Source organism: Burkholderia sp. PU8-34 (assembly GCF_053427725.1).
The window spans coordinates 167,087-182,270 of record NZ_JBSAXC010000001.1; the positions used below are offsets into that span (position 1 = coordinate 167,087).

Here is a 15,184-nt window from a genome sequence, read left to right on the forward strand (position 1 = left end):
TATCAACCCTCAGATCATTTTCAGAAGTTTCAACGTAACTTCCTTGGCGTCTTTGAGGTCTGTCTTCTCGTCGCCAAGAGCTTGGAGGAGCGACAAGATTTCCTTGCCTCGTGGATGACTATCCACGCTGAAGTCATGCAAGACTTCCTCCCAAAGTTTGCGTGAGATGTATCCAGTAATCCCAATGGGAATGACGAAAATGCCCTTCCTACGGGCGATCTCGAATTCCTCTCGCATCCCGTTCGACTCAACAATCTTTCCCTCGGCCAACTTGTTTCCGAACACGAAAATCGCGATTCCGGCATGGCTAAGCATCGTGTTGCGGTACTCACGCCACAATTCTGGCAGCGCTCGCGCGCCGGACTGGCTCTGCGGGAACGGCCTGAGAACCAGCTGTTCACTATCCAGGCGCCCTCCGTCCATGATAGTTTGCTCGAGGACACCGCTGATGACAGCGCTACCCACTCCGAGTCCGAAGCCCGAGATGACACGAAACTTCTCTTTGTTGATCTCGCGACTCAGCTCGTAGACAAACCGCTCAGCATCTGCCTGCCCCCATGGCGAATAGTCGTGCGCAGCGCCGGATATAAAAATCGTGCGTCTCTTGTGCTTGTCTTCGATGGCCTGCAAGATTTCGGTGATTTCGTCGAATTTATCGACGTAGGTGGCCTTGATGCCGACACGCAACAGCTCACCGGCGAAGAGTTCCTCTTTGCGTTGACGATACTCGAAATCAGCCTGACTCTCGTTCTCGTATTGCACGGGCCGACGCAAGATGCAGTGGTGCTGCCGCTGGTCGTGTCCGTAGTGGATACGAACACGGCTCAGAATGTACTCAAGGTTCGGGTCGGTGAAGCTGAATCCTACGAACAAGAATGTTTTGGATACGAGGTCGCCGCTCAACGCTGTGATGAACGGCTGCATCTTGATGTGATACCGCTCGTAGTCATCGCGGATCAGCACAGCCTCGGCAGCATGGTTTGCATCGCCGTGCATTTTGTACACAACTGCGTCGCGATTGGATCGCGTTGTGGCAAGCTGCTTGACCGTGTACTTGACGTCAGCAATTTTACCGTTTTCCTCGAGTGCTGACTCGATGAGGTTGTCGTAATTGGTCGTCCAATATGTTCCAATCGGAAGTCGCGCCAAGATCCGGTGGTTCTCAGTCGGTGCGACATTGGTAGAGAACTCCGTCACCAGCAGTTGATTGAGCTTCGCGCGATTGGCATGATTAACGTTCGTATGGTATTGGGCCAATGTAACGAGATCCCACTCTTTCTCGACATCAAGGTCAAGGTCGTCGGCAATCGGCTTGAGCAGCGTCTTCCAATCGACAAAGCCAGCCTTACGCGAAAAACCAGCCCCGGCAAAGATACCAAGATTCCCTTCTTCAAGCTCCTTCGAAAGCACGTCTACAAGTCGCAGTTGTTCCTTGTTCACGCTATCCCCGCCTCAATTTGATAGTCGTCCCTACGCAATCGAACTTGCAGCCCGGCGTAAGACGTAATGTTGGTCCCTCGTGCAAACTGTACCAGCTTCGCAGACACTCGAAGTGCTCAAATTCGAAGAACGTCCGCGACGACGATCTTTGCGCCCACCGCAGACTTGATGTAGGTCAAATTCGTCTCGAAGGTGATCTTGAACTGGCGAACAGAATTTGACCCAGAATGGAACATCGCAAGAATCGAGATAATAATCGACCGTTTCAAATCACTTCCCGCCGCACACGATTCGCAGAAGTGGCTATACCTCCTCGACCGTGGGCGCCGCATTACCGATGACTGGCGCAACATTCATGCGGCGAACGCATTAGGCATGGCGTGCGAGCTTTGCCTCCAGGAACAACTCAGGGCGCCAGAGTGCGAGCTATCTATGGTGACGTCAACAGCGTCCCCGCACTCACCGTTCGGCATTTGAAATCAATCTGTATGGATAGAGTTGTCTTCCTTCAAGCGTCCGGCAGCTCAAGCCCTCTCGGCCAACGGAACTTCCCACGAGCGACCTTCACGCGGCACGAAATACTTCAGCGAAGCCATTTCCAAAGGAATCCCTTGATGCTCAAACCAAACCCTGATGGCGGCAGACTTGTCGACAAGGGCTGGCCGCAGTGCCTGGCAAAACCGCTCGGCACTCTCCATTGCTCCGCTTCTCTGTAATATCCTGCGTGCGCTGTCCACGCTAGGACTTTCTGGCATGACCAACTGAAGGAAGACCCAGCAGGCCATACCCAACTGCCTCCTTGCAACGTCACTGCCCTCGCCGGCGCCAATACCCGCCCAGACTCGCGCTATCACCGCCTCCCAGTGGGCTCTTCGCTCTGCGAACACTTCTAACTCCCTCGGCACGATGACAAGGTGCTCCAAGGCGTTGTCATGACGGGTGAGTGCGGTCCCCATCTCTGGGTTCCAAAGCTCATAGTCCTGACAATCGACCAAACACGGGACACCCTCGACGAGGAAACGGAGGATGTGCTGGAGCTCATGAAAGACTGCGCCAGGCGGGAATTGATCAGCGGCGGATATGAGAAGTCGGGCTACACGCGGGCCTACCTCACAAGCCATTGGAACTGGACCGTCCTCCAAGTCGCGTGCGCGCGCTGGGTCCACTGCAACATCAATCGGAAACCCTATCTCGTGCTCGATCTCCCGGATCATGTCTTTCAATTGAGCCGGAAGCAAATTGAAATATTCCGCCTGCATACGCTCAGGTTCGCCAACTGCTGCTTCGAGTGGGATGGCGCCCTGGAATGCTTAGGCTGGCGCTCGCTCCCCACGTACCAACTCCCGCCACGTCCTGCCATCGCAAAATGTTGGATAGCATTGCGAGAGTGGTAACGGTCAATTTTAGACCTATCATCGGCCAACTCAAGCTGCTTCGTGAACCAATGCCCCCTCGCTGTTGATCTACTGCCACATGCGGACCTCTGAACTCGGCGATCTAGCCAGTGATAAGGCCAGCAGATCTGCCAGAGGCGCATCAATACTGCGCCTTTTCAGTATAGACATGAAGAATAGCGCGTAGTATCGTTTTGACGCGCTGCGTGACTCTCACTGCATGCGATACCCAACACTCTCGAACAACACGCTAGGCGGTTCGAATGTGTGACAGGGTCCTAATAAATTGTGCTAAGCACAAGCAATAAGATTACCTGCAGAGTGACACATCGCGACTCGAAGATTAGCTGCGCAAATCTCAGCTAGGGGCCTTCAGTCCATCAGTTGCCCACGAATTCGATTTCCAGCAATCGCCCAGGAAAATAATACTGATTGTCGATGCCTAAGCCGCGAATTATTCAAGACATGCACGGCGAGACAAAAATTCATTAAAGAGACTTTGACGAAATGAGAAAATTTATAGCAAAAAGAAAGCTAAGTGCGCACGCCCAGCGGAAGTCAGCCACAAACTTCAGAGAGGAGCAACAGAAAGCCCTGCAGTCGCTTCAAATTGCCGCACTGTCTAATGGAATGCTGGTAAAACAAATTATAAGAAAGCAAATACGCCCATTGGAGAAGCTGGTCGGAAAAATGTTGCCGGGATATCGCGCAGACCAGATCGTCGCAAGAGTTCTAAGGAATATTGAGAAGACGAAGATTGAGACAGCGCTGGATTTGCCAGAACTTCACGCAATTATCAAGCATACAGCCGCCAACGTCGAGAGATCAGCAGAACGGCTCGGCTTCGATATGAAAGGCGGGGTTTCTGTTGGCATGCTGTACATGGGCGGGGCTGAAGCGATGCAGCAACGCGTGATGATGACGGACGCGAGCATCATAATGACAACGCCCTACTTTCATCTATTTTGCCATCTAGTGGCGAAGCTGATGGCTCGCTCGCTTCCTGTCTCCGAAGTGAACGGCGGATACGTGGTCAGCCTAGATAAAGTCGTAGTTTTAAATAACCTTTTCGCCGATAATCAACTACAACGAGATTGGATTTCTCTTTTCTTCGCATACGCTGAAAACAAGGAATCCCCGAGCGTACCACCATCGTATCCTCTATTGCCACAGCAACTACCCACCTATATTTCCCTACTTGATGCAATGGAGACCTTCGCTATTGCGCATGAGTACGGCCACCATCTAGCGTCACACTCGCTTAACGGCACCGCCCAAGTTGGCGGACAAAGTACTGAAACGAATTTTAAGCAAGAACATGAGGCGGATTCCATAGGTCTTCTGCTTTCGCGGGACGTCTGCGCTCGGCGGCGAATGCCAAACCCGTACGGCCAAGATGGAGTCGGCGCAGTCATTTTGCTCACCGTACTGGATATCGCTCGGCGTGCTTCAGAAATATACGAGTCTGGAAAGGTGTTAAATTCTCGATCAGCAACACATCCGCCTTTGCTCGACAGACTAAGTGTGATCATCCATTCAGCTTCCGAAGGAATGTCGACATTACAGAAACAAAAATACGGCGAAGTCGTCGAGAATGTGCTGGCCTTCCTCACTCAAATTCAGGAGCTCTCACTGGGCTTTGCTGAAGCTGCTTTCAAGCGACGAGCAGAACTAGCGCGGTCACATTGAACCGACATGGCGTCCAAGGCGGGGGGCATGCGTGCTACAGACGGAGGATGGTGCGCCCCGTGAATTGAAGGCTTCCGACATCGCACTTCGCTTGCCACAGTGCCGTTCGTCACGAGGATGACATAATGAAGAAATTGAACAAATTATAGCTTCTGCTCGACGGCATTCGATTCCTTAACAACAATCACCACACACTCCCAAAGGAGACCAAAATGGCAAGAAAAACTTTTATCTCATATAAATACAGTGAGGCACAGGGTCTGAGGGACGGAATTATTGACGCCCTGGGTGCCGACGCAACGTACTACCAAGGCGAAACCGCCGAATCGCCCGACCTCACCGACACAAGCGCTGAAAACATAAAGAACAATCTCAAGGACATGATGTTTGACACATCAGTCACCATCGTGATCGTGTCGCCCAATCTTATCCACAGCAAATGGATCGACTGGGAAATTGAATATTCTCTAAAAGAAATAACACGAGATGGCGAAACATCACATACAAATGGAATCGTTGGCGTCATTATGAAACACAACGGGACCTACGATTGGCTCATTGAAAAACATGAGAACGAAGACGGATGCACGGTAAGGCGATATAAGGACACAAAGCTTTACAAGATTATCAACAACAATCGATACAATTTCACAGGAGATGAAAAATATTCCTGCAACCACTGCAAGACATTTAGCCAACTAGGTGGCTCCTACATCTCGCTCATCGACGAAGATCAATTTCTACTTGATCCGAGCAAATACATCGAGAATGCATACAGCAAATCAAAAAATATCTCAAATTTCGATATCTCGAAGCTGCGATGACACAATTCTAGCCGATTAATCCAAACAGGCCGCGATTGCGGCCTGCCCGTAAAACGTCAAAGCAATATTGTACCTAGGCATAAAATTTTTGCATCGCTTTGACAATACCGCCACCTTTCACAAAATCGACTTATTTTAATCCATAGAGTGTATCGAGAGATTTTGGGCCGGTCTTCTGATTTTTGTTATACCAGGCACGTATATCATTAGTCGTCAATTGCGCAAGATGCGTCAAATCGACATCATATCTTACGAGTAGCGATTCATTGAGAGAATCCATGGCAATAGATGACTTGACCATCGAGCGCTCGCGGTGCTCCTCTGGCGGCCTCTTCTCAATGAGGCTGGTCATCGCAATCTCAGAGTAAATCCACGGCGAATCCGTTTCCCCCTCGCCCTCGATGTGTTCCCTCGGAGAGATTGATCTGGGAGTATTGACGAACATGATGCACTCGCAGTTGTGCATCATTTTCGTCAAAGCTGTAGACAGCATCATGTAAACATGACTGGTGGATCTATTTCTCTTTTCGTAGCTGTAGGTCTTACTCGATGGTTGATAGCAATATTTATTATCAATCATCTTCAAGAGGTTTTCGGAATACCCCCATATACAAGAATCGATAAATGATGTCAGACCAAAGGCCTTCTCAAGCCACCCGGACAGGCCAATTACAAATTCGGCATCTCTGTGAGAATGAGACAGAAAGACATCAGCCTCCACGGGCGGAAACCAGTTCGCAATTATTTTTGATGCAAGTAGATCGCCATTGCGATCCTTAAATGAGTCCAGTTGTTTTTTGACACGGGTTTTGTTTTTCTCGTGAATCTGCCTCCCATGAGGAACATATTCCGAAAAATCAGCCCCATCGAGGTCAAGGTTAAATCCCCTATACATTTAATCTCCTCAAACAATAGGTGTGTTCATCAATTTATTTGAATTTCCCAGTGTCGATCCCCGGCACCAGTTCACAATCCATAATATCGTATACATATGACACTTGCTTAGCTATAGCGCGTCGATGATGCGTCGGCATACGCAAGCGGAGTTATCTTTCAGCCGTTAATCTCTGACATTTTCCAGTCGGACTGACTGACATGGCGAGATAGCGCGTTGGCGCACCTACATTCGTCTCTTCCGCGCGAACCATCCCCGGTGAACTCATTCACCTATGAATTTCTCAACGGGCCTGTCCTTCCGGTCGCTTGCTGTCGATGAGCGCATGCTCGTCATCAAGATCGACCTCGCACTTCCCGGCGGTTCAAGCCGTAGTCGAACGCTTTCGCGATCGCTGCTCTCTCAATAATGAGGTTCGTAAACGAGAACGGCGTTGCAACCGATAATGGCTCTGGCCGTAGGACTTCAATTCAACAGCCAATTTAACTGTGTCATACGCAAACCGCGTGTGACACATAGATAGATTCGCCGCCTCGCGTCCCCCTTCCCTCTTCAGGCACCTTCCTCGGCACCTCCTTCGGGCTGAATAAAACCCGTTGCTTGACCTGATTCCACAACCGGAATCAGGAAAGCAGCAGATGTTTCACCAGAATGATGCCACTCTCAACGTGGCGGAGTTGTTTGCGGGCGTCGGCGGATTCAGACTCGGCCTGGAGGCTGTGCATGGCTCCCCCTTCTCCATTACGTTCAGCAACCAATTTGAACCATCGAAGAAAGCTCAACATGCTAGCGCCATCTATCAGGCGCGCTGGGACACCGGCGCCCACACCAATCAGGACATTTTCGAACTCCTCGAATCCGACGCCGGGCGACAAGCGATTCGCGACGCGGCTCCCGATGTAGTTGTCGGCGGGTTCCCGTGTCAGGACTACTCGGTCGCGAAACCGCACTCGCTGTCGAACGGCCTCGCAGGAAAGAAAGGTGTCCTCTGGTGGTCCATTGTCGGATTGCTTCAGCAGCGCAACGACGACGGTCATCCGGTCAAATATCTGATGCTCGAGAATGTGGACCGCTTGATTTCGAGTCCAGCGCCTTGCCGAGGTCGCGATTTCGCCGTCATCCTCTCAACCCTGTACTCCCTCGGTTACGGCGTCGAATGGCGCATCGTCAACGCCGCAGACTATGGCCATGCCCAACGCCGGCGGCGTGTATTCATTGTGGCGTATCACAAGTCGACAGATGTATACCAACGTATGTGGAGTCTGGCTGCGGCAGCTACTACACTCACGTGGTTCGACAAGTCTGTTCTCAACGCTGCTTTCCCTAGCGTCCCACGCAATCCCCTCGACGGTGTCGAACCTATCCTGACCATTCGCGACGACCCGTTCGACGAGCAGCTTAGCTACCGGCCGCTAGCCAACGGCAAAACACGGTTCGCGAACTGCGGACTGATGCTCGACGGCAAGGTCCACACCTGCATTGCAGAACCAGCCACAATCACCGATTTTATCGAGTTCACCGGCCATACTGCACCGCTGACCTTAGGGGACGTCGTGCATAAAACTGGCCCAGTTCCAACGACCTTCTACCTGCGTCCCGAGGATGAAGTTCGATGGCGAACTGCGAAGGGAGCCAAAAATGTCGCACGTCGCCAAGGCGAATTCGACTATGTCTACTCGGAGGGTGCGATGGCCTTTCCTGACCCGCTCGAGCGGCCCGCACGCACCATCATCACATCCGAAGGAGGCGTGACTGCATCGCGCACTAAACACGTCATTCGCGAATCCAGTGGCCGGCTGCGCCGCCTCGTTCCAGAGGAACTCGAGGAGCTCAACGGATTTCCTCGCGGGTTCACCGTCCATCCCGGGGTTTCCGACGTCACGAGAGCAATGCTGATGGGTAACGCATTAGTTGTCGGTGTGGTGCGCAGAATTGGCGAATCCCTGTACAGACGGCATCTTGAGGCAATTCGAGCCTAGCGTACCGCCGCCATCCAGCCCCGTAACAGCGTGAATGCCGTTACGGGATAGCTGCAGGCCCATAACTCAGTCGGCAATCGGTCGAATGAATAATCAAAACATATATATATTCATACAGCCACCCTGCAATTCCGCAGCCCATTGATTTAATTAATAATCAGCTCATCGACATCAACACAGACAATTCTTGAGAATAAAAAATAAGGCATATGAATTTATATACCAAAAAAATTCCTTGCGCCCCTAAAAAATCAAAATAGCATTCATTTGATTCGGCACCGCGCCGAAATTTAATTGTTTTTTATAACATGCAAGAAACAAACCCGCCCTACCGCACTCAATTCATCACTGATGTCGCCGCGTACATGCACGACTGCGGCCTTGCCCGTGAGCACGATCCCCTTCCTATGTTGTCTTCGCCATCGCCGCCGCGCATCGGCCGGTGCCAGGCTTCTGGCAGAAGATTGATGTCACCCTCGTTGTGGAGGCTCTGCGAGCCTACTCGCATGTGTGTCCGGGGACATTCGATGATTCTCTCGAGCCCACCTCTCCTTGTGACCATATTCCCGACCATCTCTTCATGAGACAACACGACGAACGCAATGCGGAGATGCTCGCCCAGCTTCCGAGCGAACGTCGCCCTATGGATTCCTATACAGCTGCGGAGTGGATTTGTGCCGAACTGAAGCGACGCGGCGACACGCAAAACTACGAATATGCGGTGCGCGACGGTCGAACGTGCGGTGAGGCGGCCCTGGCTCACCTCGAAGTTGTGGAGGCTGCAGCCCAAGGCGAGGTCTGTCGTGACGCCACTGCGGAGATGGCGCATGTCGTTCGAACTCAGGCCATCCGCGCCAGACGATCGAAGGTGCTAGCCAGGGTACGGCGAGCCCATAGCGTTAGCGGCCAGTCGAAATTCCGGCGAACGTGATTGCTATACAACGCGAGGCCATGCAATTCATTGTTCTCGCTGTCGCTTACTCATTCACGGAACAGGAAGCAAAATGGACTTTGTTGTCGGAGACCACCCGAAGGTCATCACCGAAACGCTAACCGAAGATGACCTCAATCAGGAACTAGTTGCCCTCATCCGTGAAGACTGTCACGGTTGTGGTGAACCGTCGTCGCACTCGGTTGAGCCACGCCAGCTATTCTCAGGCAATAAACTAACAGGCATCGAAGCGTGCGTCGTGGTCACGTTACCAGGATGGTTGTTGTCGGACATTCCATTCGAGGCGGAAATACTCAGTGTATGTGTAGAGACGACACCGCACGGGAGAATCGCCTGCTTCTTACTGCGTGGCAAGAAGGTGAGCTTGCCGCTTCACGCAGTCTGGCCGCTCCCACTTCCCGAAGACGAGCGACTTCTGATTATCTATGTTTGTGACAATGGCATATCCCTCGAGCATTTTCGGTTCACCGAGGACCTCATAGAACAGATGTGGCTTTGCGATATGACTACACAGTTTCACGCGCATCCATCGCACGAAGAGTTCGTCGCTGAATATGGCTCCACATTGGATGAGCACCCTATCATTGTCGCAAGAAACCTAACCGTAGGCCCTGTTGACCGAGTCAGACGCCAATTTAAATAAATTGAACTGATTTTCCGTAAACACTGGCGCCCAATAGCCCCCTTTTTATTTCACGTGTTGATGGACTGCTGGGCTGACCAAGGTTGATTGAAGGGCGCAGACCAAAATCTGCGCCTTTCTTATATCTTTCGACGCAAAAAACCGAAAGTAGGACATGATTTGTCGGGCGGCTGCGACCCGTGCCAGCCCACGGAGCTGAGCGGGGCTCTCCTGGTGTTTGGTGCCAGCCAGGCGCTAATCGTACCGTTTTGAATCCGTTGCGCAGATGCTGCTGTTCGGGAAAGCACTCGTAAGAGCTCGGCATAGGCGCTCAAATCAAGACAGCGGTAATCGAGAGACCGTCCTGCAGTGCGCGCCGGTACTGACTGGCGACATCAATCTGGTCGGAGTTTGGGCTAAAGATTTAAAGATCACGTACTTTCTAGTACGCTATTCTTGATCAGTAAGTATGTCATTGATTTGGTGTGGGAAAATTCGCAATCCTGGTTATCAGAACTCCGTTGGTAGCTTCGGCGGTGGCGCCGGAGATTCTGGCCTGGCGCTAGCAGGGCATTCCTCGAACAAGATGACGCCCCGGGGAATCAAAGACCTACCGGGCATCTCGGCCACTTGCACCGACTTCATCAACACGCAAAGTGAAGGGCTGGGTCCTCGCACAGCCCTTCACTTTGCGTGTTGACGGCTTGCCACGTGGGGTAAGGTCAATGGGGGCGGTGCGCCGCCTCGAGCATTGCATCTTTCTGAGATATGATCGGTGAGAAAGTCAACAAGATGCCTGACGTACCGAATGAATTAGTAATGTCGAGCAAGGGCAATGTAATAATTGAATGGCCTATCGGCAGTGAAGACCAGAACTACACTTCCGCGTCGGAAGCCTGTCGTCTGCATGCATGAAACCCGGGGAATACCGCATGGCCCAAGCTTGCGACGCACACGCACTCGATGGCTCTCTCCTTCAACATATTTCAATTAGATAACAAATGTCCGCACCACTCGAAGGTGTTCGCGTATGGCTTTCTGGCTCCGTGCCTAAGGAAGCGACGGAGGCACAGCGCGCCTCCATTTTAAAGTTCGTTGCTCAATTCGCAGAATCGATATTCCGTGGCGGTGGACATATTCTCCATGGCAGCCATTCCAGTTTCACTCCGACCTTGCTGGCCGAAGCGGACAAGTTTGCTAAAGTCGACGGGCGCCGAGACCGCTTGACATTAGCGGTTTCGAGGTACTGGTCAAAAGACAGCAATGTGGTGCCAATTCAGCAATGGCGCGAACACTGCCTAGTTTACGAAACGCCGGAGGTGCCTGGCAATCGAGGCCGAGATGACAGTTTGGCGAAGCTCCGCAATTGGATGTCGGAGCGCTGCGACGCCTTCGTGGCTGTCGGCGGTCAGTGGTGGCACGAAGTCGCCGGACGGGCCGGTGTCCCGGTGGAGGCCGAACTTGCGATGGCGCGCGGACTCCCCTGCTTCCTGCTGGGCGGCCTGGGGGGCGCAGCACAAGATTTCGTACGGGACAATCCACACGTCATCGATGCGCTGCGAAACGGTCTGGATCGAGCCACCAACGAGGCGATGGCCACAAACGCAGACGTTGCAGGACTGTCGGACGCAGTTTGCACTCAATTGGCGCGATTGCCATTGATCCATGGTCGTGTGTCTGAGGGGGTATCGTTCCGGATATTGGCCTTAGATGGTGGTGGAATTAAAGGTGCGTTCACCGCCTCGGTTCTAGCCACGCTGGAAAAGGAGATTGGAGAGTCGGTCGGGCAACACTTCGATCTGATTGCTGGAACCTCTACCGGAGGCATCCTTGCAATTGGCTTAGGTATGGGTCTAAGCCCTTTCGAGATGCTGGAGTTCTATCGAAAGCGGGGTTCCGTCATTTTCCCGGTGACTCGATTGCTTGGACGGCTGCGCCGGGATATACAGCACTTTTTCAGGCCGAAACATACACAAGAGATATTGCTCAAAGAGCTCACCACCGCATATTTTCGCGAAGGCAAACCGAAAACATTGGGGGAATCCGCCTGCCGTCTTGTCATACCTGCCTACGACGCAATTAGCGGTGTGTGCCATACGTTCCGCACCCCTCACCACGAGTTTCTCAAATTCGACGCTGAGATGAGTGCTGCTGAAGTGGCACTGGCAACAGCAGCGGCCCCGACATATTTTTCCGCCGCTAAGGTTAAGAACATAATCGCCAACCCTTCATTTTTTGATGGAGGAGTTTGGGCAAATTGTCCGGTGATGGCAGGTATCGTCGAAGCCGCATGTTATTTGAAGGTCCCCCTGGACCGTATAGATATTTTAAGCATTGGAACCACGGATGAGCCATTTACCGTAAAGACACTCACCAATTCCGGGATAATTGCATGGAACAAGACTCTCATTGATCTGCTAATGAATGCTCAAGTTGACTCAGCGATCCGTCACGCCCAAGAATTAGTGGGAGAACCGAGATTCCTTCGTATCAACACAATGACACCCAAAGGACTCTATAAACTTGATAACGCCAAAGAGGTGGATAGTCTGATTTCCCTCGGGAATAGGACGGCGGTCGATCCTGCTATTCTCTACCAGGTTAAGTCGCGATTTCTAAATGGCGTTAGAGCGTTGGACTGGAAAGTCTCCGGCGCATAGCGGAATTCTCAGTTTGCTGTTTATCGTGAAGGAGAGGTTGTCATGGCCAAGCGTGTGTTTTTCAGCTTTCACTACAAAGACGTCATTGATTTTCGCGCGAATGTCGTGCGAAATCATTGGATGACCAAGCCCGATCGAGAGATTTGTGGCTACTATGATGCATCGATTTGGGAGTCTGCGCGAAAGCAGGGAGATGCAGCTCTTAAGCGCCTTATTAACGCCGGCCTTGAACAAACGTCGAACACGTGCGTTTTAATCGGAAGCGGAACATATCTTCGACCTTGGGTTCGATACGAACTATTGAAAAGCTTTAAGCGGGGAAACCACATACTCGGCGTTCACATCAATTCAATTAAATCAAAAGAAGGAAAAACAAAGGAAAAAGGGCCGAATCCACTCGAGTACATTGGAGTGACATTTTCCGACTCCGGGCTGTCCACGACCCTATGGGAGAGAAACAACGACAAATGGGTCGAGTATGAAAAAATCGATGGATCAGCAACTTACCGCAACAACACAGCGGTTCCGAAGGAGTATCGAGGTAAAGGCTTTAACCTCGGCAGGTGGTATACGGTGTATGACTGGGTAAAAAATGACGGCTTCAACAATTTCGCCAAATGGGTTGGCTAACTATATTACCTAACATTTGATTATACTGACCGCCTATTCCAAGGCTGACTGTTGCGCCCCCCTTCGCCAAACTGCGACATTGCAATGGTCGCCGCAGGCGGGCGAGCGTCGATGACGAGGTGCGAGACAAAATTATTTCTTTAGTCTGCAATTTTTGCACATTCAAGGTGAAAAATGTTTCGCGCCTATAATTTGGCCCTACCCAGCAGATTTAAGTTTGACGAGTGGCATGTCATAGGAAAAAACACATTAAGCAGACAAAAATCGCAAATTGACAGGAAGCTGCAATCATTTGTAATGTCAAATGGAACCATCAATGCGACCCGCATGACAGCGAACTGGTTTCCATCGTTGAAAGCGGATATCTTTATTTCGCACTCACATGAAGACGAGCATTTAGCAATCACGCTGACCGGCCTTTTAAACAAGGCATTTGGCCTGACTTGCTTTGTAGATTCATGCGCTTGGGGCTATGGGAACGACCTTATTTCCTTGTTAGACAAAGGCTATTGCCTTAACGAAAAAACAGGCACATACCACTATAACACAAGGAATAAGACGACAGCACATGTACATATGATGCTGACAATCGCGCTTACACAGATGATAGATGAATGCGAGGTAGTGATTTTTTTGAACACTCCACATTCCATCACGCCACTGGATTCGGTTGTTGGCAGCAACGGAACCACGTCATCGCCATGGATATATTGTGAAATTGCCATGACTCGATTGATTCGTACGCGTTCGCCGCAGGATCATCGAGCAACAACAATGAAGGAGGTAATCGCAAAGGCCGACTCGGTGAAGGTTGCCTACGACTTGAATCTTGGACATTTAACGTCAATTTCAATTGATCATTTGATTGCGTGGGCCAACGCGAGCAAAGAAGGCGAACATCCACTTGACACACTTTACACCGTTGCTTAAAGAGCAATAGACACTTACTTCGGGTGTTCAGGCCGGAGATTGAAATGGTGCCCTGGGGCCGACATTGATCCAGTCTCGAGCACCATCTTCCCAAGTAGGCGAATCGAGGCACTATCCCGACCCAGAGTCCGTGGGCATAGCGCCATCTAGCATGGGTAATGTCTGATAGCTCTCTACTAGTGCTTCACGCACCCACGGCGGAGTCAAACAATCCGATACCAGTGCAAATAGACTATCAGTTCGGTCCCCCTTGGCGTCTGGAAACGTCCATCCACGATTCGTCACGCGCTCATGTACGATTAGCCCTTGGGGGGAGAGCGCAAGTGAGAAATGAGCCTCATTTCGGTCGTGCTCTGGCACGGCCTTGAGAAACTGCCCGTTCGGATCGAGCACGCATTGCGCGAGACCATGCAGATTCCGCCGCAATCGGAACATCGAATCGGTGACTCGACCGGGTGTTGAGGCAGTTGTCACCCCGCCTCCAGGTGCGAAATATACCTTGCCGTCGATGATCAGCGGTGCGTCGATCCCCGACCGTCGCAGCTCATTTCGTTGGTCGTCGTTGAACTCCGCATTGTTTGCAAGAACCGCCTTCAGCCGAAAGGGCTCAAGCAGCTCCGGCCAGTTCCTCGCAACGACCCTAATCAGTTCTTCGCGGCAGAACAAAAGATCATCCCCTTTGTGGGGAAGCACATCGATGAATGCTGCGTAGCCGTGACCGAACATAGCGAACAGCAGATAGTCCGCCCGCTTCGAAAAGTACTGTCGCTTCGGATGGGAGGCCAACTCAAGATGCAAGTGATGGATACCCCACTCTGCCCATAGCAGATCCGTTCTCGTCGCCCGTTTCTTCCCACTGGTGTCGAAGTCAATCAATCCCGCACCTTGATGCGAATTGATGTCAGTGCCAGTCGCAATTTTGGAAGCGATCTCGCTCAGCGCCTTCTCCGCTACTGGATCGAGTTTCTTAGGAAATCGATCCGACAAGTAAATTTGCCGAGGTCGTGGGTCGATGAATCGGAGACGGAAGTCAAGCCAGCGTAAGAGCGGCTTGTTGAGATGTTCAACTGCGCCAGTACGTTTCAGCGCGAAGCCCTCGATCAACGCCGTCGCTATCTCATCGACGTTGGCAACAAACTCGGCACCTAGCGAAGCCACGTCCTGCATGC

At 51.7% G+C, this 15,184-nt stretch carries 11 protein-coding genes; 7 read left to right on the top strand and 4 right to left on the bottom strand.

What is annotated here, in order from left to right:
* Nucleotides 1-9: 9 nt before the first annotated feature.
* Together ACV22Z_RS00720 and ACV22Z_RS00725 are read right to left on the bottom strand one after the other, a co-directional pair.
* Complete coding sequence (locus ACV22Z_RS00720) at nt 10-1,440, bottom strand: SIR2 family protein (protein WP_448074409.1); 1,431 nt, start codon at nt 1,438-1,440, stop codon at nt 10-12.
* A 524-nt stretch (nt 1,441-1,964) separates the two neighbouring features.
* A complete protein-coding gene (locus ACV22Z_RS00725) occupies nt 1,965-2,699 on the bottom strand; it encodes a hypothetical protein (RefSeq protein ID WP_448074410.1) in 735 nt (244 codons plus the stop codon).
* Between the two features lie 642 nt (nt 2,700-3,341).
* Between ACV22Z_RS00725 and ACV22Z_RS00730 the strand changes: the two genes are divergently transcribed.
* Together ACV22Z_RS00730 and ACV22Z_RS00735 are read left to right on the top strand one after the other, a co-directional pair.
* A complete protein-coding gene (locus tag ACV22Z_RS00730) occupies nt 3,342-4,523 on the top strand; it encodes a hypothetical protein (RefSeq protein WP_448074411.1) in 1,182 nt (393 codons plus the stop codon).
* 212 nt (nt 4,524-4,735) lie between these two features.
* Nucleotides 4,736-5,347, top strand: a complete 612-nt coding sequence (locus ACV22Z_RS00735; RefSeq protein ID WP_448074412.1) for a TIR domain-containing protein — start codon at nt 4,736-4,738, stop codon at nt 5,345-5,347.
* Nucleotides 5,348-5,477: 130 nt separating this feature from the next.
* On the opposite strand, the gene ACV22Z_RS00740 is transcribed toward ACV22Z_RS00735, so the two are convergent.
* Nucleotides 5,478-6,242, bottom strand: a complete 765-nt coding sequence (locus tag ACV22Z_RS00740) for a hypothetical protein (protein WP_448074413.1) — start codon at nt 6,240-6,242, stop codon at nt 5,478-5,480.
* A gap of 638 nt (nt 6,243-6,880) precedes the next feature.
* On the opposite strand from ACV22Z_RS00740, the gene dcm reads away from it, so the two are divergent.
* The 5 genes from dcm to ACV22Z_RS00765 all read left to right on the top strand — a co-directional run bounded on the left by dcm (nt 6,881) and on the right by ACV22Z_RS00765 (nt 14,015).
* Nucleotides 6,881-8,221, top strand: a complete 1,341-nt coding sequence (gene dcm / locus ACV22Z_RS00745) for a DNA (cytosine-5-)-methyltransferase (RefSeq protein ID WP_448074414.1) — start codon at nt 6,881-6,883, stop codon at nt 8,219-8,221.
* Nucleotides 8,222-9,225: 1,004 nt separating this feature from the next.
* Nucleotides 9,226-9,816 carry a hypothetical protein gene (locus tag ACV22Z_RS00750; protein WP_448074415.1) on the top strand — a complete coding sequence of 197 codons (591 nt, stop codon included), beginning with the start codon at nt 9,226-9,228 and terminating at the stop codon, nt 9,814-9,816.
* Nucleotides 9,817-10,796: 980 nt separating this feature from the next.
* A complete protein-coding gene (locus tag ACV22Z_RS00755; RefSeq protein WP_448074416.1) occupies nt 10,797-12,455 on the top strand; it encodes a CBASS cGAMP-activated phospholipase in 1,659 nt (552 codons plus the stop codon).
* A gap of 42 nt (nt 12,456-12,497) precedes the next feature.
* A complete protein-coding gene (locus ACV22Z_RS00760) occupies nt 12,498-13,085 on the top strand; it encodes a TIR domain-containing protein (protein ID WP_448074417.1) in 588 nt (195 codons plus the stop codon).
* Between the two features lie 174 nt (nt 13,086-13,259).
* Nucleotides 13,260-14,015 (top strand): hypothetical protein, encoded by a 756-nt coding sequence (locus ACV22Z_RS00765; protein ID WP_448074418.1) that lies wholly within the window; start codon nt 13,260-13,262, stop codon nt 14,013-14,015.
* Between the two features lie 111 nt (nt 14,016-14,126).
* Here the strand turns inward: ACV22Z_RS00765 and ACV22Z_RS00770 are convergent, their stop codons facing one another.
* Nucleotides 14,127-15,182 carry a hypothetical protein gene (locus tag ACV22Z_RS00770; RefSeq protein WP_448074419.1) on the bottom strand — a complete coding sequence of 352 codons (1,056 nt, stop codon included), beginning with the start codon at nt 15,180-15,182 and terminating at the stop codon, nt 14,127-14,129.
* Nucleotides 15,183-15,184: the final 2 nt, after the last annotated feature.

Coding starts and splice junctions, on each gene's coding strand:
- ACV22Z_RS00725 (WP_448074410.1), bottom strand. CDS start 2,699: ATGCAGGCGGAATATTTCAATTTGCTTCCGGCTCAATTGAAAGACATG.
- ACV22Z_RS00730 (WP_448074411.1), top strand. CDS start 3,342: ATGAGAAAATTTATAGCAAAAAGAAAGCTAAGTGCGCACGCCCAGCGG.
- ACV22Z_RS00740 (WP_448074413.1), bottom strand. CDS start 6,242: ATGTATAGGGGATTTAACCTTGACCTCGATGGGGCTGATTTTTCGGAA.
- ACV22Z_RS00755 (WP_448074416.1), top strand. CDS start 10,797: ATGTCCGCACCACTCGAAGGTGTTCGCGTATGGCTTTCTGGCTCCGTG.
- ACV22Z_RS00765 (WP_448074418.1), top strand. CDS start 13,260: ATGTTTCGCGCCTATAATTTGGCCCTACCCAGCAGATTTAAGTTTGAC.
- ACV22Z_RS00735 (WP_448074412.1), top strand. CDS start 4,736: ATGGCAAGAAAAACTTTTATCTCATATAAATACAGTGAGGCACAGGGT.
- ACV22Z_RS00770 (WP_448074419.1), bottom strand. CDS start 15,182: ATGCAGGACGTGGCTTCGCTAGGTGCCGAGTTTGTTGCCAACGTCGAT.
- ACV22Z_RS00760 (WP_448074417.1), top strand. CDS start 12,498: ATGGCCAAGCGTGTGTTTTTCAGCTTTCACTACAAAGACGTCATTGAT.
- dcm (WP_448074414.1), top strand. CDS start 6,881: ATGTTTCACCAGAATGATGCCACTCTCAACGTGGCGGAGTTGTTTGCG.
- ACV22Z_RS00750 (WP_448074415.1), top strand. CDS start 9,226: ATGGACTTTGTTGTCGGAGACCACCCGAAGGTCATCACCGAAACGCTA.